Below are 21,873 nucleotides of genomic sequence, written 5' to 3' on the forward strand. Positions count from 1 at the left end.
GGGGGCTGTACAGAGGGAATGGTTAGATCGACTATAATACCAAATATCGTTCCCTCTCCCATAGGGAGAGGGGGCTGTACAGAGGAAATGGTTAGATCGGCTATAATACCAAATATCGTTCCCTCTCCCTTTGGGAGAGGGCTAGGGTGAGGGTAAAAATTACTGCCGATATCCATCCAAAAATCTGGCTAATCTGCCTAAAGCATCTTCTAGCGTGGTGACATGCGGCAAGGTCACAATACGGAAATGGTCAGGCGCATGCCAGTTGAAACCACGTCCATGCACTAACAACACTTTTTCTTGACGTAACAAATCCAATACCATTTTTTCATCATCATAAATATTGAATTTTTTAATGTCAATTTTCGGGAACATGTACATGGCGCCGTTCGGTTTAACGCAACTTACCCCAGGGATTTGGCTAATTAATTCATAGGCTTTGTTACGTTGTTCCAACAAACGCCCACCGGGTAAAATATACTCGTTAATGCTTTGATAACCGCCCAATGCCGTTTGAATGGCATGTTGCATTGGATGGTTGGCACACAAACGCATAGAGGCCAACATATCCAAGCCCTCAATATAGCCTTGCGCATGATTTTTCGGGCCGTTCAAAATCATCCAACCTTGACGGAAACCCGCTACACGGTAGGCTTTGGATAAACCGTTGAAAGTGATGGTTAATAAATCGGGAGCAAGGGCCGCAATATGATGATGAACGGCATTGTCGTACAAAATTTTGTCGTAGATTTCATCCGCAAAAATAATCAAACCATGTTGACGAGCCACGTCGACGATTTGTTCCAGTAATTCCTTGCTGTATACGGCGCCTGTTGGGTTATTTGGATTAATCACCACAATGGCTTTGGTGCGGGCGGTGATTTTGCTTTTAATGTCCTCAATATCTGGAAACCAATCAGAGGATTCATCACACACATAATGCACGGCTTTACCGCCTGCTAGCGTGGCGGCCGCTGTCCAAAGCGGATAATCAGGCATGGGGATCAACACTTCATCACCGTTGTTTAACAAGGCTTGCAATGACATGGTGATTAATTCCGACACGCCGTTACCAATGTAAACATCATCTACGGTGGCACCTAGAATATTTTTCGATTGATAATATTGCACAATGGCTTTACGTGCGGAGTAAATGCCTTTGGAATCGCAATAACCTTGAGCAGAGGGAAGATTGCGTAAAATATCCACTAACACTTCATCCGGCGCCTCAAAGCCAAAAGGGGCGGGATTGCCGATATTCAGTTTTAAAATTTTATTGCCTTCTTCTTCAAGGCGAAGTGCCTCTTTGTGTACGGGGCCACGAATGTCATAACAGACGTGTTCTAATTTGTCGGATTTTGGAAAAAAGTCCATATCATGTCCTTGGCTTGCTTAAAAATAACAGAAAATTAACCGCACTTTACCCTGATTTTGAACAGAATAAAAGATTTACTAAAAAAAATTTTTTATTTGCGGTAGAATAGACGCCATTTAACGGATATTTTACATAAATTTAATGGAAAACCTGTGTGCTGGCTTAATTGAGCAGATTCAAGCCCATCAATTATCAACACAAACGACGATTACGCATTTTGTTTCTGAGGCGACGGTTAGCGTTGCGTTATTGGCGTGGCTGAAAGGGCAACAACTGTACCCACAATTTTATTTTGCTTATCGTGATGAACCCGTATCGTTGGCTTGTGTAGGCAAGGTGCGGTGCTTTTCGGATGCGAATGTGGCGCAGCAGTTTGTTCAGCAACAGGATTTAGCGCTTGTGGGCGGCTTGACTTTTGATAAGCAAGCGATGTTTTGGTTGCCAAGATTGTTGTTGGAATGCGAGGGAGAGACCCTGTTTATTCATGTTTATTGGGATAATCAGCAAGATTTTGAGGCAGAACAACAGGCTTGTTTGCAAGCGGTGAAAACCTTGGAAAATATCACCGCACTTCAGACCACGAATCAAACCTTGTCGCAATCCGTACAACAGGCGGCACAGAAAGCAGATTTTGTGCAGTGGACGAATTGGGTCGGGCGTGCTTTGCAGGCGATTGAACAAGGGCAATTTAGCAAAGTGGTGTTGGCGAACCAAACGACGTTTTCCGCTGAACATGAGATTAACGCCTATGATTTTTTAGCGGAAAGCGAGCGGAAAAATATTGGCTGTTATCATTTTTTATTGGCGCAACAGCCCGAGCGTGTTTTTGTCGGTTCCAGTCCTGAGCGTTTATATGCACGTCAAGGGCGTCAACTTCAGACGGAAGCCTTGGCTGGTACGGCGACGATTAGTGAGAATGCAGTAGATAACCAACAACAAGCGGATTGGTTATTAAATGACAGCAAAAATGATCATGAAAATCGCCTAGTTGTGCAAGGAATTTGTGACAATTTACAGCCTTATATGAAACATCTTCAAGTCAGTGAGGTGGAACTGAAAAAATTGCGTCAAGTGCAACATTTACGCCGTTGCATTCAGGCAGAATTAACCCCACAGGCAACCGATGCAAACTGTTTACAAGCGATTCATCCTACGGCTGCCGTGTCTGGTTTGCCGCAGCAAAGTGCGGTGCAATTTTTGCAAAAAATGGAAAATTTTGACCGCACTTGGTATGCAGGCACCCTAGGTATGATGCGCCATACGCAGGCAGAATTTTGTGTTACGATTCGATCTGCGTTTATTGAACGCAATCAGCTATCAGTGTTTGCAGGCGCAGGGATTGTGGCGGGTTCTGAACCGTTGTTAGAATGGCAAGAAATCGAACGCAAAGCGTCGAGTTTGTTAAGTTTATTACGTATTGAAGAATAGAAAAGAGAACAAGAAATCATAAGAGAGAGCCTATGTCAGCCGTGAGTACCTTTAATCGTTGTTGGTCGAAAGTTATTTTAGAAACCCTTGTGCGTCAAGGCGTGCAACATTTTTGTATTGCACCGGGGTCACGCTCGACACCCTTGACGTTAGAGGCGGTGCGTTTACAAGAGCAAGGAAAGGCCTATTGTCATTCCCATTTTGATGAACGAGGATTAGCCTTTTTTGCCCTTGGTTTAGCCAAATCCACATTGGCGCCGGTGGCGGTGATTGTCACTTCTGGTACGGCCGCAGCGAATTTGTACCCAGCAATTGTTGAGGCTCGTCAAAGTGCGGTGAAATTGGTGATCTTAACCGCAGACCGCCCCGATGAATTGCTAGAGTGCGGTGCAAATCAAGCCATTTTACAAGCCAATATGTTCGCCCCTTATCCTGTGGCAACCGTAAATTTACCTCGTCCAAGTCAAGACTATCCAGTGAAATGGTTGGTGTCTAGTTTAGATCAAGCAGGCTATCAACAATACAAACAAGCGGGCGTGGTGCATATTAACGTTCCTTTCGCAGAACCCTTATACGATGCACAAATCAACGACATTGATAGCCATCCTTGGTTGGCGCCAGTGCAACGTTGGTTAACCCAAAGTAAACCTTGGGCGCAACATCAAGAGGTGCAACAAGAAGTGATGATGCACGAGCATTGGGATGATTGGCGCACCAAAAAAGGCATTGTGGTGGTGGGGCAGTTGCCACAAAAACAAGCCATGGGTATTCGCACTTGGGCGGATAACATGGGGTGGATTTTGTTAACTGATATCCAATCCAATGTAGAGCCAAGTTTACCTTATGCCGATATTTGGTTGGCGAATAAAACCGTGCGTGAAAAATTATTACATGCGGACATTGTGGTGCAATTTGGTTCACGTTTTGTGAGCAAACGTATTCATCAATTTTTAGCTAATTTCAACGGTGCATTTTGGGTGGTGGACGAACATGCCGAACGGGTGGATCCGCATCATCATCAGCAAACTCGTTTTCATGCCAAAGTGCATCATTGGTTGCGAGCGCACCCTGCGTTACGCCAAAAACCTTGGTTACTTGAGCCTTTAGCCTTGTCCAATTTCTGTGCCAGTTTTATAGAGCAGCAAGTGGGGGGTGGATTAAATGAGGCCGCCTTAGCGCATCATATCGAACGGATTTTACCGAAAAATTGCGCCTTGTTCCTTGGCAACAGCCTCTTTGTTCGTTTAGTCGATGCGTTGGCAAAATTATCTGACAGCTATCCTGTTTACACCAACCGTGGTGCCAGTGGCATTGACGGTTTATTAGCGACGGCGGCCGGTGTCGGTATCGGTGGCAATCAACCGGTGGCAGTGGTGTTAGGGGATATTTCAGCGCTGCATGATATTAATTCCTTGGCGTTATTTAAGAAAGTTAATCAACCAACGGTGATTTTTATTATTAATAATAACGGCGGGGCGATTTTTGATATGTTGCCCGTGGAGCAAGAGGTGAAAAATGCGTTCTATCGCTTGCCACATCAAGCCGAATTTGCGCAAGCCGCCGCCATGTTTGATTTGAAATATGCTCGTCCTTATACTTGGGCGGATCTCGGTTCGGTATTAAAACAAGCCTATTCACGCAAAGAAACCACGGTGATTGAAATTAAAGTCAATCCAAGTGATGGTAGCAATACTTATAAGCGTTTGATTGAGCAGATTAGTTATGCAGTGATTGGTGCCTAAAAATAGCATAAACAAAAACGACCCTAGGGTCGTTTTTTGATGCTTATTTTTCCATAAAGCTCGAATTTTGCTGATACACATCAAGGAACAGCCCCAAAGGTGGACGGCTAGACGACTCTGGCTGATAAGTGCGGTCGTATTTCTGATAGTTTCCTTTATTATCAATATGATATTGTGTACCGTTTGGCGTAATAATCACATTCCAACGGTAATTAGAGACCAATACCCACTCGCTTGGTGATTGGGTGTGGTCGAATAAATTATGCCCTTGGGTGTAATCTGCATTGCTGTTTTTCACCCAAAATAGGTTATACATCAAGGCCGGCACCACATCAATATGACTGGTGAGTTTGTCCTCCTCACCGGTATTCAATTCTTTCCACGCCACAATCATTGGCACATGAATTTCTTCTGGCGCAAAATAATTAAGCAATTCTTCTTCGGTTTTTTGGAACGAATAACCTTGCTCACCTGTGATAATCACGGCCGTATTCTCCAATGCCTGTTGAGCGTTTAAATCGGCTAAGATAAGGCTAATCTGGTGATCTAATTGCGTTAATTGCGCCTGATAAAAGGCTTGTTCTTGTGCCTCAGTCGGCAAGTGTTGCTGACGAGTGAGTTCTCCAATATCTAAATTCAAATAGCTAAACCAAGGTTGAGCGGCCGATTTTTGTTTAAACCAAACTTGCCAATTTTGCACCGCACTTTGATTATCAATTTGACTATTTTTCGCCTTCAGTTTGGGTAATTTCATCTGATGAAATAAGGCTTGGCGGAAAATGCTCGGTTTAAAATTTGTGGCGGAGAATAACCCGAATTGATAGCCATCTTGTTGCATTTTTTCAATCAAGACCGAGGTTTGTTTGTGATTTAACAAACTATCGGTATAGTTCGCATTTAAGCCATAGAATAAACCGGTAATCGCCGCATTATTGCTACTGCCCGTGGTGTAATGGTGCGTAAATTGCGTCGCTTTTTCGGCAAATTCCGTTAACGCTGGCATTTTTTCTTTTTGCACCGCATCTTGGCGTAAGCCTGATACCGTGATAATGAATAAATTAGGTTTATTTTCAACGGGTTCGTAACTCAATGCCTGTTTCGGATAGTGGATCATTGGCGTATCGGGACGCCCCTCTTGATCTAAGGTGGTTTCGTATTGTTGTTTATCTAATAAGCCGTGTTTTTCTAAAAACGTGCGGGCAGTCATGGGATAAGACAACGGGAAATTGGATTTTTGCATGGTAATCGGGCGATATAAATAAGCGTCCGCCCAAGCATAGATTAAATGCGTGGTAATAAACAGCCCCGTCAATAACACACCGACGCCACGGATCCATTTTTGCCGTTCTAAACTGCGTAATTTATACCAAGCCCAACGGGAAAACAGCATTTGCGCCAATAGCATTAACGGCATAGGCGTAAAGAAAATCTGCCAATCTCGTGACAGTTCGCCATTTTCAGGGTTAACCAGCAAATTCCATACCACGCTAGAAAGGTGCAAGTTAAAACGTGAAAAGACTTCAGTATCGACTAACAATAACGTCGTGGCAATGGTGGCAATAATCACGCTCACGCCACGGAAAGTGCGTTCATTTTTAATGATAAAACTGAGCGGAAACAGCACCAATAAATAGGCACCAAAGGCAATAAAACTAAAATGGCCGAGAATGCTGATAAAGAAATAAAGTCGTCCGAGAAAAGTATGTGGCCAGTCAATCAAAAAAGCGTAGCGAGAGCCAATGGCGACCGCCCAGAGAATATTAAAAAAGGCAAACCAATGTCCCCAAGAAATTTTTTGGGACGTCTGTTCACGGTATTGTCTGCCATTTTTAATCCAAAACATAACGCACTCTTAACTTTGTTATTTTGTGGGTTTGACGGAATTGATTAACGCCTCAGAAAAGGCTTGGGCGAGGGCCTGTTGTTGCTGTGTCCCCACGCTACTGATCAGCAAATTCGTCACCATATTACCTAACACCATTAAAGACAAATCCACCGGTGCTTGATGTTTTTCTAACACGGCGATCATTTCATTTAAGATTGCATCTACTTGTTTATCTTGATATTTTGATTTGCTAGCCATAATTGTATTTATTTTCTATCATGTATTTGCAAATACTACCACATTTTTAGCCAAAGTGCGGTTATAATTAACAGGATTTTACTATTTTCAAATAACAAAGAAGAAAAAATGAGCATTACCGTTAATCAAATTGTATTACATCAAATTATTAAAACCGCCAGTGAGGACGAAACTTCGCCGGTGAAATTAGATAGCATTTTACGTGAAACCTTGTTGCCAATTACGCCAGAAGTGGAGCAATTAATGCTTGAATTACATCAAGTATATCAAAGCAAAGCCAAAGGCTATGGTGTGTTCCAAGCACAATCGGTTTTTGCACAGGCACTCAATCGATTACTGGAAAAAGAAACGGATTTTTTACCGTTTAGCTATCAATCGACTCAACTTTTAGTCAATGAATTGGGCAAATATCCCTTTGCAGAAAGTGGTACGTTCGTGTTGTGTCAGTATAATTTCTTGGCAACGGATTATTTATTTGTTGCGCTGTTGGACAGTCGGATCAGCATGTTAGTGGACGAACAATTAGAAATTCACCGTACCCAATATTTGAACATTAACCAATTCGATATTGCCGCACGGATTAATTTAACGGATTTACGTGTGAACGCCACCTCAAACCGATATTTGACCTTTATCAAAGGCCGTGTTGGTCGCAAAATCAGCGATTTCTTTATGGATTTTCTCGGGGCCGAGGAGGGGTTAAATCCGAAAGTGCAAAATCAATGTTTATTGCAAGCGGTGAGTGATTATTGTGAACAGGGTGAATTGAGCAATGAGCAGACACAAGCCGTGAAAAAGCAAGTGTTTGATTATTGCAAAGGACAAATTAATTGCGGTGATGATATTGAATTACGGGAACTTTCTGAAGAATTACCCACTCTAAATGAGCGTCCTTTTGTGGAATTTACCCAACAGCAAGAATACGGCTTGGAAGAGAGTATTCCGCCTGTGGCGACAGCGTTGAAATCCTTAACCAAATTTTCTGGTTCAGGCAAAGGCGTAACCTTGAGTTTTGATGCGTCGTTGATCAATAATCGCATTATTTGGGACGAACAAAATGACAGCCTCACGATTAAAGGCTTACCCGCGAATTTGCGTGATCAGTTACAGCGGAATATAAAAAATTAATTTGGCAATAGCGTTCAGATTCGGTATTATCACAATCATAACAACGATTAATAAAAAGGTAGAAAAATGCAGTTAAAATCCATCACGGCGGTGATCGCACTCGCTTTAAGCGTTTCAGCTTGTTCAACTGTCAATAAAATTGTTTATCGCATTGACGTGCCACAAGGTAACTATTTGGAATCCTCCACGGTCCAAAAAGTGCAAGCGGGCATGACCAAAGAACAGGTGCAATATTTACTGGGTACCCCTGTGTTAATCGATCCATTTAGCAATAACACCTGGTACTACGTTTATTTACAACAACATTCTTATGAAGACCCTGTGCAACACAACTTTATTGTGAATTTCGATAGTAAAGGTATTGTCATCAGTACAGATTTAGATAAACCCTTGCCAGATGTGGAGAAACAAGAAGTGAATAACGCCATTATTGAGGCGCCAGAGGGCAGTGCTAAACGTTGGTGGCAGTTCTGGAAATAATTAAAATCTAGTATGATTTTTACCACACTTGTTGATAAGAAAGTTCAATTACAGAAATAATTTCGTACTAAAATAGGGGAAAAAGATGAAATGGTTGAAATTCATTGGTATAGCAGTGTTGCCTACTTTTTTATTATCAGCTTGTTTTACGGGTATGTTGTGGAATTCACCATCTAAATATAGTAGTACACCTTCCACGATTGACAAGAGCAACATATCTCATTTTGGACAAACAAAAGAAGGTTATTTAGTCTTATCGGGCGATAAATATGTTCTGATTGATGAGGATATAGAAAATAGTAAACAATGGTTAGCAGTATTAAATTCCCCATTACTGAAAAATTTAAAACTTGAATTATACAACTATGGTTCAGAGAAACAATTGGATATTTGGTTGGACGAAAAGACTCAACACTATGAAAGTGTCCATCTGGCATTATCTTATAATCAACCTAATATGGAATTGAAAAAGGAGCTTGAGTCCCTTGGGTTTCAATATGTTCTTCCTAGTAAGTATTCATATTTAGCTCTCCGTTCTAAGGGTAAGGTATATAAAAACGATCAGTCAATCATTAATGCCCATATGAAGGTGTTGCAACAGCCATTTAATATTAGATTTATTCAGCATTCAAAAACAGAACAAGCCGTAAATAAAACTCTTGATACTATAGAGAAAGTATCTATGACGCCAGTTTCATTAATACTTGATACGTTAAGTTTACCATTTATGATCGGTAGTGCTGTTTCTAATTGATTTTATAGATTTTTGCGATGAACTTTACAGTTAAAAAAGGCTATTCTTGTGCGAGAATAGCCTTTTTCACTCCTCTATAATATCTATAACGAATACACAAAAATCACCAAAATCAAAACTGGAATGACATATTTCACATAGTTAAACCAAATCGTGGTGAGTTTTTCGCCGGCATTTAACTCTTGTTTGGCTTCGTCTTTTAACACAAACCCCACAAACAAAGCACAGCCAAGTGCGGTTAAAATAAACAGGATATTGCCACTGATATAATCGAAAGCGTCAAAAATACTGCGTCCGATAATGGTGACATTGCTCCATTCATTATCGCCTAACACAGAGGGAACATTGCCCAATAAGAATGTCCCGCCCAATACTAAGGCAATGGACATTTTGCGGCCTAAGCGGGTTTTTTCCTGTAATGCGGTGATTAGCACTTCATAAATAGTTAAGGAGGTGGTTAACGCCGCAATGATTAATAAGCCAAAGAAAATCACCGCAAAGATGGAACCGCTCCACATGTGGGAAAAGACGATTGGCAAACTTTGGAATACCAAGGTTGGGCCTGAGTTTGGTGCTACGTTAAAGGTGAATAATGAGGGGAAAATCATAAAGCCCGCTGCTAACGCAATCAGCGTATTCATTACTGCTGTAATCGAGGCGGTTTTGACCAGATTTTCTTTTTTATCTAAGTAGCTGGATAAGGTAATCAGCACACCAAAACCAAGGCTTAAGGCAAAGAAAACTTGCCCTAACACAAACACAAATAATTCTTTGGTGATTTTGGAAAAATCGGGTACCAAATAAAATTCAATCCCTTGTCCGGCGCCCGGTAATGTGATGTTACGCACAATCATGACCAACAAGAAAATAAACAGAATGGGCATTAAATATTTCACCGAACGTTCAATCCCGTCCATAATCCCTTTGGCTAAAATGATATAGTTCGCCAACACAAACAGGGCGGTATAACCTAAAATGGTCAACGGGCTGTTGTGAATGTAGGTGGTGAAAAATTGTGCGGTGGTGTCTGGGCTAACGGGGGCGGATAAATCCAAGGAGCCGTTAATAATGCTCCCAATGTAAGTGAGCACCCAACCGCCTAATACCATGTAATAGGCCAAAATACCAAAGGAGCCTAATAATCCCATATAGCCTAAGATTTTCCAACCTCCATGAATGGGTTTACCATTCGCCGTGCCACTAAACGCATCCACCGCATTTTTGTGCATGCGGCGACCAATCACATTTTCCACTAAAATCATGGGAATACCAATGACAATCATGGCAATGCAAAACAACAAGACATAAGCACCACCGCCGTTTTCCCCGACTAAATACGGGAAACGCCAAGTCGCCCCGAAGCCCACAGTAGCGCCCGCCACCGTCAGCACATAGGTTAAGCGACTTGACCATGTTTGACGTTTTTCTGTTCCATTTACCGACATAAGATTCCTCTTTCCTAGATAAAGCACACTTTCCACGATGTGATAAACATAGCGGAAAGTGCGGTTAAAATTTAATTAAAAATTAATGGGTTAAAGCTGTTTTTGGATCCACATAGTCTAAATCTAACGCATCCGTCACCCCTTTGAAAGTACAGTGACCGCCGTAAGTATTGAGGCCTTGTAACAAGGCGGGATCGGCAAGACAGGCTTTCGCAACACCGAGTTTGGCAATTTCTAAACCGTATTGTAAGGTGGAATCCGTTAAACCGAGCGTAGAGGTGCGTGCGACGCAACCTGGCATATTGGCCACGCAATAATGGATCACGCCATCTACTTCATAAATCGGATCAACGTGGGTGGTGGCTTTGGATGTTTCAAAACAACCACCTTGGTCAATCGCAACGTCGACTAACACAGAACCTTTTTTCATTAATTTCAGATCGTCACGGGTTAATAAGTGCGGTGTTTTTGCCCCAGGAATTAACACCGCACCAATTACCACGTCTGCCTCTGGCAATAAACTAAGAATATTACCACGAGAACTGGTCAATGTTTTAATTTTCATTGAAAAAATTTGATCAATATAGGCTAAGCGAGCAGCATTTATATCTAAAATGGTCACATCTGCACCAATGCCCACGGCAATTTGTGCGGCATTTAAGCCCACCACGCCACCACCGAGAATGACCACTTTGGCTTTTGGTGTACCCGCCGTACCGCTTAATAAAATCCCTTTTCCGCCAAAGGTTTTTTGGCTATATTTGGCGGATTCTAAGGTGGCTAAACGGCCTGCAATGGAACTCATTGGCGCCAAACAAGGCAAACCGGTTGGGGTTTTAATGGTTTCATAGGCAATGGCTTGAATTTTTTTCGCAAGCAACATTTCTGTTAGCGGACGATCAGCGGCAAGGTGAAGATAGGTATAAAGAATTTGATTTTCACGGAAATAGTGGAATTCACTTTCAATCGGCTCTTTCACCTTAATGATCATCTCACTTTTGGCAAAGAGCGTGGCTTTATCCGTTAATGTGGCACCGGCAGCTTGATAATCTGCGTCGCTAAAACCAATTTCAGCCCCCGCATTATGTTCAATGTAAACCGTATGACCCGCCTCTACATAGGCTTGTACGTTGGCGGGGGTTAAGCCCACACGGTATTCTTGTACTTTGACTTCTTTTGGACAACCAATAATCATAATTTCCTCCTGAACGGAATGTTACTGACAAATAGTTTAAATAAGGATGTCATATTTTCTTAACATCTGGGTAACATTATAAAACGTCAAAAGAGAAATTAATGTGAAGTAGATCACAAATTCTGAAATTAATTGCTAAATATTGATAAGCTAATAATATATTGTATTGATTATCACAATATAATTAAGAATTAAATTCTCCGGCGACGACGGTGGAAATTCTGGCTTGCCTTGCTTTTGGTCGCTTTTACGGGCAACGTCACGGCAGAATGCTCAAGGCGTTTAACACGGCGAAAATGACCTAAAAAATAATGTACGGAACTGGCAAGAATCACGCCGGCTAAGAAAATAATCAATAATTCGCCATATAATTGGTGAAAAATCTGGTTAATTTTGCTTTGCGTGGTTTGTCTGTATTTCGCATCAAAGGTCACCCGTAAAAAGCCCTCTAAGCCATTGGCGGAATAAATGGGTTCCACGATTTGTTGGGTGAGTTTGTCATCATTCGACTTGTCGGTGAAGGTTGGACCATGGTTACTTTGTGCCAATAATGCGCCATTGGTGGCGTATAATGAGGCATCAAGGACAAAATTTTCTTTGGTGAGATTATCCAAATTTTCACTTAATTTGTCTGTATTCGCATTATTGACTAACAGCATGGAAAAGAAGTTGGTTTGTTGGCGCACCAATAAATGGGACAAATTGGCCACTTGATTAACACTGGCTAATTGTGAGCCGATTTGAAATTGTTTCACGCCAAATAAAATCACCCCCACCACGCCGAGGCATAAGCCAACAATCAGCAAAAGTAAACTTGATTTGACCAGTTTCTGTTTAACGATTTGCAAGTTATTTACCCAAAATAATGTAGAATATTGTATGATTGTAACATTCCAATAAAAAATTAACAGGATTTCTTATGCAAACAGTTCTTGAAAAATTGTCGCCTTTTCCCACCGCACTTTTAAGCGATCAACCGGTGGCAGAAAAAAGCGGTTATTCTATTTTATTTAGCCCTGATTTACGCCATGAAAAATTACTGGCATGGCAACAAAAGTGCGGTGAAAATTTTCAGATTTTTGACGGTTGGGAGATTGCCGGCAATAGCGTGCTGTTAATTCAAGGCGAATTTAAGCCCGAATTTATTGCTTATGCCCATGAATTACAATTAGATGCGGCGGTGATCAATTTTCACGCCAAATTAAGCCAAGCGGGCTTGTTGGTGATGGATATGGATAGTACGGCGATAAAAATTGAATGTATTGATGAAATTGCCAAACTGGCCGGCACAGGGGAAGAAGTTTCCGCCATTACGGCGGCGGCCATGCGAGGTGAATTGGATTTTGAACAAAGTTTACGCCGTCGAGTAGGCACCTTAAAAGGCGCAAAAGAAAGCATTTTAAGCGAAGTTCGCCGCCATTTACCCTTAATGGAGGGGTTACAAACCACCCTCACTGAATTACAAAAACAGGGCTGGAAAACAGCGATTGCCTCTGGTGGCTTTACGTATTTTGCGGATTATTTAAAAGACTTTCTCGGTTTAGATTATGCGGTGTCGAATCAATTTGAGATTGTGGATGGCGTGCTGACCGGCAAGGTTAAAGGGGATATTGTGCATGCCCAATATAAAGCCAATGTGTTACAACAATTAACCCAACAATTTCAGATTGATCCGCAAAATACCGTGGCCATTGGTGACGGCGCCAACGATCTTGCCATGATGAGTGTTGCGGATCTTGGCGCCGCATTTCATGCCAAACCAAAAGTACAACAACAAGCGCAAGTTGTGGTAAACTTTGCGGATTTAACAGGGTTGCTGTGTTTACTCAGTGCCAACGATCATATTGCTAATTTAAATCAATAGGAGAATAAAAAATGCCATCATTTGATATTGTATCTGAACTCACTATGCACGAAGTGCGTAATGCGGTGGAAAATGCCAACCGTGTATTAAGCTCACGCTATGATTTTCGTGGTGTAGAGGCCGTTATTGAACTGAATGAAAAAAACGAAAGTATCAAAATTACCTCAGAATCGGATTTCCAACTGGAACAGTTGTTAGAAATTCTTATCGGTTCTTGCGTGAAACGAGATATTGACAGCACTTCGTTAGATGTGCCAACGGAAAGCGAACACCACGGCAAATTGTATTCCAAAGAGATTAAATTAAAACAAGGTATCGAAACCGACATGGCGAAGAAACTGGTGAAATTAATTAAAGACAGCAAAATCAAAGTACAAACCCAAATTCAAGGGGAACAAGTGCGTGTGACGGGGAAATCTCGTGATGATTTACAGGCGGCTATTCAACTCGTGAAAGTCGCTGAATTGGGACAACCGTTCCAGTTTAATAATTTCAGAGATTAAGGTTTTTCTCTTTTCAATTTAAATGAGAGAGTGCGGTGAAAAAATGTTGCGTTTTTGAACCGCACTTTTTTTGTAAATTTTTTGTAAAATTCCCAAAATATTTTTTAAAAATATGACAGAGATCACATTTTTTTAATAAAATTTGGAGTAAAATTTCTTTCGCTGTAAGGAAATAAATTAAAACTTCAAATATTAAGGAGATTATTATGAGTACTCTCAATTATTTACAAAAAATCGGACGCGCCTTGATGGTGCCGGTGGCGGCATTGCCTGCGGCGGCATTATTAATGGGCGTGGGGTATTGGCTTGACCCTGATGGTTGGGGTGGCAATAGTCAACTGGCGGCATTGTTGATTAAATCGGGCGGTGCGATTATCGATCAAATGCCGTTCCTCTTTGCCATTGGTGTGGCCTTTGGTATGTCAAAAGATAAACACGGTTCAGCGGCGTTGTCAGGATTGGTCGGTTACTTAGTGGTAACGACCTTGCTTTCCCCTGGTGCGGTGGCCCAATTACAGGGCATTCCAGCGGATCAAGTGCCAGCCGCCTTTAATAAAATCAATAACCAATTTATTGGGATTTTAGTCGGGGTCATTTCGGCGGAATTGTATAATCGTTTCCACACCGTCGAATTGCCGAAAGCCTTGGCATTCTTTAGCGGTAAACGCTTAGTGCCGATTGTGGTGTCATTGGTGATGATTTTGGTGGCCTTTGTGCTACTTTACGTCTGGCCAGTGATTTTCGGTGGTTTAGTGTCCTTTGGGGAATCCATTAAAGATATGGGCGCAACGGGTGCGGGTATTTATGCGTTCTTTAACCGTTTGCTCATTCCTGTGGGCTTACACCATGCGTTAAATTCCGTGTTCTGGTTTGATGTGGCCGGTATTAATGATATTCCGAATTTCTTAGGTGGCGCACAATCCTTAGCGGATGGTAAAGCCGTTGTGGGGATAACGGGGATGTATCAAGCCGGTTTCTTCCCAGTGATGATGTTCGGTTTGCCTGCTGCTGCCTTGGCCATTTATCACAGCGCTAAACCGGCCAAAAAAGCACAAATTGCCTCCATTATGTTTGCGGCGGCTTTGGCGTCATTCTTCACCGGTATCACAGAACCCCTTGAATTTGCCTTTATGTTTGTGGCGCCTGTGCTTTATGTGGTACATGCCTTATTAACTGCGGTGTCGGTTTATATCGCGGCTAGCATGCACTGGATTGCCGGTTTTGGTTTCAGTGCGGGGTTAGTGGATATGGTGCTTTCTTCACGCAATCCGTTGGCGGTGAACTGGTATATGTTAATCGTGCAAGGTTTGGTGTTTGCCGGTATTTACTATGTGTTATTCCGTGCCGTGATTAAAATGTTTAACCTCAAAACACCGGGTCGTGAAGATGACGATATGGCAGAAAACGTGGTGACAACAGGGGATCAACATGCGAATCATGACCAACAAGCCGTATTGTTTGTGAAAGCCCTTGGTGGTAAAGAAAATCTCAGCAATATTGATTATTGCACCACCAGATTACGTTTAACCGTGCAAGATATGACAAAAATCAATGAAAACCAACTTAAAGCGCTAGGTTCGAAAGGTGTGGTTAAATTGGGTGAAAATGGTCTGCAAGTTATTCTTGGCTTAGAGGCAGAATTTATTGCGGAAGCCATGAAAAAAGTCAGTTAATTAAGCTGAAATCGACAGCAATGCCCTGTGGAATAACAGGGCATTTTTTTATCGGGCTTGCAAGAAATTCTGCAGAATTTCTGCAGTAAAGGCTTTGCGTAAATAAAAGCCTAACGGCAAAGTGTCGATCAGTTCGCCATGTTTGCCAATGCCTTTTGTGAGCGCTCGGCTATTGGCGCCTTTGGGGCGTAGCTGCAACACTTCGCCTAAGGTGGCGTTAATTTTTTCCACGTGACCGAGAACAATATATTCCATCAATTCTTCCCAATCTTGTCGAAGTCGTTGTTCTTGTTGTGGGTTCGGTTGCCATAGAATCGGCTGACCAATATAACGCTCGGCCAGTGGAATAGATCGTTCGCCTTGCACGGGGATCCACAACACTTTACTGAGTTTATGTTTTACATGTGAATGTTGCCAGTCCACGCCAGAATTTTGTACTAATGGCGCAAGGCTAACAAAAGTGGTTTCTAACGGATAGCCTTGTGCATTAATGGGAATGGTTTTTAACTCAATGCCCAAATGTGCGAAATCTTGCTCGGGCTTACTGCCAGCTTTGGCCCCTAAAGCGGTTTCAATCAGCTGACCGACCCAACCTTTATCTCGTTTTAAATCTGCAGGCACGCTTATGCCCAGTTCCTCTGCCAATTCGGAAAAAGTTAAGCCAGCAATGGCATTGGCTCGTTGCAATAGGGCTTGTTCGGTGAGTGGGGAGCTGATTTTTTTCATATCAAAGTGCGGTGTATTTTTTCAATAATTTTTGTTTCACATATTCCACGCCCTTATTCACATAAGGGATCTGTTCTAAATCTAAGAGATAACGTTTTGTCGGTAAACCGCCACCAAACCCCGTGAGTTGGCGATTTTTGCCTAGGATTCGGTGACAAGGAATAATAATGCTAATCGGATTACGCCCCACAGCCCCGCCTACGGCACGTACGGCTTTGGGGTTGTTTATCTGTTGTGCTAACTCCGCATAACTTAAGGTTTGACCATAGGGAACTTGACGTAACGCTTGCCAAATACGTTGCTGAAATGGCGTGCCTTGTGGCGCTAAGGGAATGTCCGCAAAGGTTTCCGGTTCGCCTTGAAAATAGCGGTCAAGTGCGGTGCAAATTTGTTGAAAAATCGCTAAATCGGGTTGATATTGCCAACGTGGATTGGGGGCAATTTGTTCAAGCTCAAAGTCTACATGGGTGAGCTGATTATTTTCCGTTAAGATTAACAGTTTGCCAATGGGGGAGGCGTAATAGCAATAGTGGATCATGATGTTTCAATAAAAAAGGGCGTAAAGATTACGCCCGATTATATGCTAATTTGTGATCAATTAGAAACGATAGTTTACGTTTAAGCCGTAAAGGTTAGCCGTGGCTTTCACTTTCACATCGGTGATCACACCTGATTGGCTTTCTTGGAAATGGTTTTTGCTGCCACGTAAGTGAGCGAAACCGACATCAACCGATAAATCTGGTGTGAAACGATAGGTTGCCCCGACGCTGTACCACATACGGTCGGTATCTGGAATGGAAATGGATTGATGATCGCCAGCAGCCGTTTCATCATAAGCCACACCCGCACGTACGGTTAACGCATCTGTTGCATGATAAGTTGCACCTAAGGCTAAACGAGAACTATCACGGAATTTTTCAGTTTTTTGGAATAATTCTTTACCAGAAGATCCCACCGCACGCAATTCTTTGAATTTAGACCATTCGGTGTATTTCCAGCTATAATGGAAAGCGAATTTATCGTTCACTTGGTGGAAACCCGAGAATTCCCAGTAAGCAGGCAATGGTAAGGTTAATGAACCCGGTTGGTTGCCTTGGGTGTAAGATCCGATGTAAGCACCAGAATCACTGTAATCGCCTTCAAAATCAATATCAATTTTGGAGTGGTAGGCTAAACCAAAACGGCTTGTTTCTGTGGCTTGCCACATTAAACCTGCGTTCCAACCAAAGCCCCATTCATCGCCTTCGATTTTACGTAAGGTAGCAGAAGATGGATTAGCGGCTGCTGTTTGGGCGGATGCAATGGCTTGCTGTGCTGCCGATTTGTAGCCTGCTGCCGCAGCGTAATCGCCCCCTTGTGCAGCGGCTGTGGCGTAGGCCGCATTGGTTTTGGCCGCAACAAGATAAGGTGCAGCGGTTAATGAGCCTAAACGACGCTCAATGATGGCATCTGCATAAACGGCATTGACACCTAAACCTAAGGTTAAACTATCTAATACTTTATAAGAACCGCTCAAATTAAAGTTTAAGGCAGTTAAATCGGTTTTTCCTGCGATAAAGCCAGCAGAATAGTTATCATCATATTCTGTTGCTAAACCATAGTTCACATTTAATCCACCACCGATTGCAAATTTATCGTTGATCGGGGCAACAAAATAAATGTTAGGCACGAGAGCACCTTTCGCAATGTCTTTGGCATTTGCATTAGTATCGGCACCTGTGCCATATAATGTAGTACCCTCAATATCAATATTTGGATCCACATAAATTGCACCTAAAGAGAGTTCAGGGCGTTTGAAAAGACTCATTAACGCAGGGTTTGTTGCGACTACGCCGGCATTATCTGCAATGGCTGCCTCACCAGAATAGGCACGGCCTAAACCTGAGGTTGAAATTTCAGCTAATTGGAATGCGGCGGCATTGGCTGCGCCTGTAGCGGCCAATAAAGCAGAGGATAGTAAGGTTTTAGTAAAAAGATTTTTCATGGATTTTCCTAGTAAGTAGTTAACATTTCTGTAAAAATTAGTCGAATTCTAATTAACTCAACAAGATAGTTCAATCTTTTTTGCCCATTAGACAGCTGTTCCGACCAGTTGACAAAAAAGGCATTGCTGCCTTATTTATTCGTGATAAACTGCGCTGAAACGATTTAATGATGTCAACAAATAAAGGAAAAAACATGTCAAATAATCTTGCTCAACGAATCGAACAAACCAGCCGCTGCGGTTCAAAATCCAAGGCCAATGGTTTTTTTGATGGCTCGGAAAGTGCGGTGAACATTTCACAGGTTTTTGTGAGCCAACAAGAGGCCGAACAAGCCTTAGCTTATTTTACCCTACAAGCTAAACAGATAGAAAGTGAACCTTGTGAAATCTATAGTGACATTCAAGCACAGGAGAACGTTTTTACATTAACGCTACATATTCAATTTTGCTGTGAAGTGGAAGCGGTATTATTTCAAATGAAAATGTAGGTCGGATAGTGTTATCGGATTTTGCTTATTTTAATGCCAATTTGATCTAAAAAAATTTCTTAAAAAATATTGTAAAAATTCAAATTATCGTGTTAAATCTGCATTTATTATGGGGTTTTTCTTTGTAGGTTTGATTATGTGCCAATTATTAGGAATGAATTGCAATACACCAACGGATATTGTCTTTTCATTTGAGGGATTTCGGCGCCGTGCGGGGTTGACGGATAGTCATTCTGACGGTTTTGGGATTGCTTTTTTTGAGGGCAAAGGCGTACGCATTTTTCGTGATAATCGTCCCGCCGCCTTGTCGCCGATTGGGGATTGTGTTAAACAATATAAAATAAAGTCATTAAACGTAATTGCCCATATTCGCAAAGCTACTCAGGGTAGCGTGGATATTGAAAACACGCACCCGTTTATTCGGGAAATTTGGGGTGAAAATTGGGTGTTTGCGCATAACGGCAATTTGCACGATTTGCCCGATATGACGGGCAGTTTTTGCCAGCCAATTGGTTCGACTGATTCTGAAGCAGCGTTTTGTTATATGGCTGAAGTGTTAAAAACACGTTTTCAGCGTAAACCCGCTGAACAGGACATTTTCTTAGCGGTGCAAGAGGTGACGGAATTTTTATCTCAGCACGGTACGTTTAATTTTATCCTGTCGAATGGCGAATGGATGATCGCCCATTGTTCTACCAACCTCCATTATTTGACCCGCCAAGCGCCTTTTGGCAAGGCTCAACGTATTGATGACGAGGGCGTGATTGACTTTAATGATTACGCCAAAGAGGGCGACAAGGTGACGATTATTACCACGTTTCCTTTAACCAAGGATGAAAAATGGACCAAAATGCTCAGTGGTGGCTTTGTGTTTTTCAAAGATGGCGAGAAAGTGAAAGAGATTATTGGCGTAGAAAAAGCGATTATTGATGATGGCACCTTGGGTGATCGTCAGGTCAATGAATGTTTATAATGTCCCTTAGGGCATGGTTAAAAAGAGGCATAACGTCAAATGTGATGCCTCTTTTTTTGGGTGAAATTTACGGTGTCTAAAAAATAATCGGTAGATTGATGATTTTTTTCTTCTTTTGAGTGTTCTGTTTATCTGGTTGAAAAATAAAGGTAAATTATGCGATTTTAAGCGTCGCTTGAATGTTTTTCCTTGTTATCATTGAACCAGTCACAATTTTATCCACAGTCCATAAGAATAAATCACACCGTTGTTGCTAAGTTAACCGATTTTGTCAACCTGTACAGATCGAATTGTGCATGATTCTGTGGAAAAGTGCGGTGTCATTTACGCCTGATTTTTTTATGGTGGATCTTTAAGCAAAAAGCCCAAATGCCTTGTCTAATAAAATGTTTTTGTGTGCTAAATGGGATTATCTTCTTTTATTCAAGGCTTTTCCCCATGTTATACACAGCGTTATACACAAGGCCAAGAAAATGCGCTGATGAAGATAAAAAGAGATAGAGTATTGGCTAAAATCACAGATTGTGCCATAATCCAACACAATACATTCAGATTAGCTAATTTTAAGGATAAACGATAGTGATCGATAGCGATGGCTACCGTCCCAATGTGGGTATTGTCATTTGTAATCAAAAAGGGCAAGTGCTTTGGGCAAAAAGGTACGGACAAAATTCGTGGCAGTTTCCGCAAGGGGGGATCAATGATAATGAAACGCCTGAGCAAGCCATGTACCGTGAATTATATGAAGAAGTGGGATTAACCAAAAAAGACGTTCGTATTGTTTGTTCCTCTCGGCACTGGTTACGTTATAAGCTACCGAAACGTTTGTTACGCCATGACAGTAAGCCGATTTGCATTGGACAAAAACAAAAGTGGTTTTTGTTGCAGTTAATGAGTGATGAACAAGCACTTAATATGAATTGCAGTAAAACCCCTGAATTTGATGGTTGGCGTTGGGTCAGTTTTTGGTATCCGGTGCGTCAAGTGGTGTCTTTTAAGCGTGAAGTGTATCGTAAAGCCATGAAAGAATTTGCTTTGGCGTTATTTGATCCACATAAAACGGATGTGCTGTTGGTTAATTCTAAAGTGACAGCAAAAGAAAAAGCGTCAGACAGCGTGCAAGAGATGCCGAAAGAAACCGCAAAAGACAACCCGAAAGAGAGAGCAAAAGGCATGCCAAATCGGTCGCCTTATTACCATAAATCTCAACAAAAAACCAAGAAAAAACGGAGATATTAAGATGTTATCATTTTTACTGATCTGCCTCGCCGTGGGCTGTGTGGTCGGCTTTCTCGCTGGCTTATTCGGGATTGGCGGTGGCTTAGTGATTGTGCCGGTGTTGGTGTATTTATTGCCCATGATGGGGATTCCTGATCCGATGTTGATGTCGGTAGCTTTGGGAACCTCATTCACCACGATCATTATTACAGGCGCCTCCTCCGCCTATAATCATTACAAATCGGGTAACATTGTTTGGCCATCCTTAAAGATTTTTGCGCCCGCTATTATGGTAGCCACTTATTTAGCCAGCTTTTTTGTGAGCCAACTGCCTAAAGCATATTCGAGTAAGATTTTTGCTTGTTTAGTGGTGTATTTAGCGATCAAAATGATCTTGTCTGCGAAATCTAAAATGCAAAATAAACCGTTAACCACGCAATCTGCGATTATTGGCGGTGGCTTGATTGGCATTGCCTCCAGTTTTGCGGGCATTGGTGGCGGTGGTTTTATTGTGCCATTCTTAAATGCAAGAGGCTATGAAATGAAACAAGCCATTGGTTCTTCCTCTTTTTGTGGTATGTTGCTCGCAACGTCGGGATCCTTAAGTTATATTTCCAGTGGTTGGAATTTAGAGAATATGCCTGATTGGTCACTTGGTTATGTGTATTTACCCGCCGTGTTAGGCATTACGTTAACCTCCATGTTTACCACTAAATTAGGCGTGATGGTGACCAATCGCTTACCGGTGGCGACCTTAAAACGTTGTTTTGCGGTATTTTTAATTTTTGTGGCATTAAAAATGTTAATTAGCTAA

The 21,873-nt window shown here is 42.0% G+C and carries 21 protein-coding genes; 12 read left to right on the forward strand and 9 right to left on the reverse strand.

From position 1 onward, the window contains the following. Positions 1-159: 159 nt before the first annotated feature. Entirely contained in the window at positions 160-1,374 is a 1,215-nt protein-coding gene (locus ACTG7L_RS00005; protein WP_439286878.1) for a pyridoxal phosphate-dependent aminotransferase, read from the reverse strand. A gap of 133 nt (positions 1,375-1,507) precedes the next feature. Between ACTG7L_RS00005 and ACTG7L_RS00010 the strand changes: the two genes are divergently transcribed. Together ACTG7L_RS00010 and menD are read left to right on the forward strand one after the other, a co-directional pair. Further along, on the forward strand, positions 1,508-2,803 hold the full coding sequence (locus ACTG7L_RS00010) for an isochorismate synthase (protein ID WP_439243396.1): 1,296 nt from the start codon (positions 1,508-1,510) through the stop codon (positions 2,801-2,803). 32 nt (positions 2,804-2,835) lie between these two features. Beyond that, positions 2,836-4,545 carry a 2-succinyl-5-enolpyruvyl-6-hydroxy-3-cyclohexene-1-carboxylic-acid synthase gene (menD, locus tag ACTG7L_RS00015; RefSeq protein WP_439286879.1) on the forward strand — a complete coding sequence of 570 codons (1,710 nt, stop codon included), beginning with the start codon at positions 2,836-2,838 and terminating at the stop codon, positions 4,543-4,545. Between the two features lie 43 nt (positions 4,546-4,588). Here menD and ACTG7L_RS00020 read toward each other — a convergent pair whose 3' ends face one another. After that, complete coding sequence (locus tag ACTG7L_RS00020) at positions 4,589-6,388, reverse strand: DUF3413 domain-containing protein (RefSeq protein WP_439286880.1); 1,800 nt, start codon at positions 6,386-6,388, stop codon at positions 4,589-4,591. 18 nt (positions 6,389-6,406) lie between these two features. Continuing rightward, entirely contained in the window at positions 6,407-6,628 is a 222-nt protein-coding gene (locus tag ACTG7L_RS00025) for a YejL family protein (RefSeq protein ID WP_439286882.1), read from the reverse strand. Positions 6,629-6,736: 108 nt separating this feature from the next. On the opposite strand from ACTG7L_RS00025, the gene yejK reads away from it, so the two are divergent. From yejK to ACTG7L_RS00040, 3 genes are all read left to right on the forward strand, one after another. Continuing rightward, on the forward strand, positions 6,737-7,756 hold the full coding sequence (gene yejK, locus ACTG7L_RS00030) for a nucleoid-associated protein YejK (RefSeq protein ID WP_439286884.1): 1,020 nt from the start codon (positions 6,737-6,739) through the stop codon (positions 7,754-7,756). 66 nt (positions 7,757-7,822) lie between these two features. Continuing rightward, positions 7,823-8,236, forward strand: a complete 414-nt coding sequence (gene bamE / locus ACTG7L_RS00035; protein ID WP_439286885.1) for an outer membrane protein assembly factor BamE — start codon at positions 7,823-7,825, stop codon at positions 8,234-8,236. Positions 8,237-8,321: 85 nt separating this feature from the next. Then, the gene (locus ACTG7L_RS00040; protein ID WP_439286886.1) at positions 8,322-8,990 is read left to right on the forward strand and encodes a hypothetical protein; all 669 of its coding nucleotides are present in this window, start codon (positions 8,322-8,324) and stop codon (positions 8,988-8,990) included. Positions 8,991-9,073: 83 nt separating this feature from the next. Here ACTG7L_RS00040 and ACTG7L_RS00045 read toward each other — a convergent pair whose 3' ends face one another. The 3 genes from ACTG7L_RS00045 to ACTG7L_RS00055 all read right to left on the reverse strand — a co-directional run bounded on the left by ACTG7L_RS00045 (position 9,074) and on the right by ACTG7L_RS00055 (position 12,478). Beyond that, a complete protein-coding gene (locus ACTG7L_RS00045; protein ID WP_439286888.1) occupies positions 9,074-10,435 on the reverse strand; it encodes a sodium-dependent transporter in 1,362 nt (453 codons plus the stop codon). Between the two features lie 82 nt (positions 10,436-10,517). Continuing rightward, complete coding sequence (gene ald, locus ACTG7L_RS00050) at positions 10,518-11,630, reverse strand: alanine dehydrogenase (protein WP_439239791.1); 1,113 nt, start codon at positions 11,628-11,630, stop codon at positions 10,518-10,520. Positions 11,631-11,821: 191 nt separating this feature from the next. Then, positions 11,822-12,478 (reverse strand): YtjB family periplasmic protein, encoded by a 657-nt coding sequence (locus ACTG7L_RS00055; RefSeq protein WP_439258101.1) that lies wholly within the window; start codon positions 12,476-12,478, stop codon positions 11,822-11,824. A gap of 71 nt (positions 12,479-12,549) precedes the next feature. Here ACTG7L_RS00055 and serB point away from each other — a divergent pair, with 71 nt between their 5' ends. The 3 genes from serB to nagE all read left to right on the forward strand — a co-directional run bounded on the left by serB (position 12,550) and on the right by nagE (position 15,670). Further along, positions 12,550-13,494: a phosphoserine phosphatase gene (serB, locus tag ACTG7L_RS00060; protein WP_439286890.1), complete on the forward strand. Its 945-nt coding sequence runs from the start codon at positions 12,550-12,552 to the stop codon at positions 13,492-13,494. Positions 13,495-13,505: 11 nt separating this feature from the next. Then, positions 13,506-13,997 carry a YajQ family cyclic di-GMP-binding protein gene (locus tag ACTG7L_RS00065; protein ID WP_439286892.1) on the forward strand — a complete coding sequence of 164 codons (492 nt, stop codon included), beginning with the start codon at positions 13,506-13,508 and terminating at the stop codon, positions 13,995-13,997. Positions 13,998-14,203: 206 nt separating this feature from the next. Beyond that, positions 14,204-15,670 (forward strand): N-acetylglucosamine-specific PTS transporter subunit IIBC, encoded by a 1,467-nt coding sequence (gene nagE, locus ACTG7L_RS00070; protein ID WP_439286894.1) that lies wholly within the window; start codon positions 14,204-14,206, stop codon positions 15,668-15,670. Between the two features lie 48 nt (positions 15,671-15,718). On the opposite strand, the gene mutH is transcribed toward nagE, so the two are convergent. Genes mutH through ACTG7L_RS00085 form a run of 3 tightly spaced genes read right to left on the reverse strand, consistent with a single transcriptional unit; the run spans position 15,719 to position 18,380 of the window. Next, complete coding sequence (mutH, locus tag ACTG7L_RS00075; RefSeq protein ID WP_439286896.1) at positions 15,719-16,396, reverse strand: DNA mismatch repair endonuclease MutH; 678 nt, start codon at positions 16,394-16,396, stop codon at positions 15,719-15,721. A gap of 1 nt (position 16,397) precedes the next feature. Further along, complete coding sequence (locus ACTG7L_RS00080; RefSeq protein ID WP_439286897.1) at positions 16,398-16,934, reverse strand: methylated-DNA--[protein]-cysteine S-methyltransferase; 537 nt, start codon at positions 16,932-16,934, stop codon at positions 16,398-16,400. Between the two features lie 60 nt (positions 16,935-16,994). Further along, complete coding sequence (locus ACTG7L_RS00085) at positions 16,995-18,380, reverse strand: outer membrane protein transport protein (protein WP_439286899.1); 1,386 nt, start codon at positions 18,378-18,380, stop codon at positions 16,995-16,997. 194 nt (positions 18,381-18,574) lie between these two features. Between ACTG7L_RS00085 and ACTG7L_RS00090 the strand changes: the two genes are divergently transcribed. The 4 genes from ACTG7L_RS00090 to ACTG7L_RS00105 all read left to right on the forward strand — a co-directional run bounded on the left by ACTG7L_RS00090 (position 18,575) and on the right by ACTG7L_RS00105 (position 21,873). Beyond that, positions 18,575-18,868, forward strand: coding sequence for a YfcZ/YiiS family protein (locus ACTG7L_RS00090; RefSeq protein ID WP_439286901.1), 294 nt, complete (start codon positions 18,575-18,577; stop codon positions 18,866-18,868). A 136-nt stretch (positions 18,869-19,004) separates the two neighbouring features. After that, on the forward strand, positions 19,005-19,841 hold the full coding sequence (locus tag ACTG7L_RS00095; RefSeq protein WP_439286903.1) for a class II glutamine amidotransferase: 837 nt from the start codon (positions 19,005-19,007) through the stop codon (positions 19,839-19,841). A gap of 579 nt (positions 19,842-20,420) precedes the next feature. Beyond that, complete coding sequence (gene rppH, locus ACTG7L_RS00100) at positions 20,421-21,080, forward strand: RNA pyrophosphohydrolase (protein ID WP_439258109.1); 660 nt, start codon at positions 20,421-20,423, stop codon at positions 21,078-21,080. A gap of 1 nt (position 21,081) precedes the next feature. Then, complete coding sequence (locus ACTG7L_RS00105; protein ID WP_439286905.1) at positions 21,082-21,873, forward strand: sulfite exporter TauE/SafE family protein; 792 nt, start codon at positions 21,082-21,084, stop codon at positions 21,871-21,873.

The organism is Lonepinella sp. BR2357, from assembly GCF_051851525.1.
Classification (GTDB): domain Bacteria; phylum Pseudomonadota; class Gammaproteobacteria; order Enterobacterales; family Pasteurellaceae; genus Lonepinella.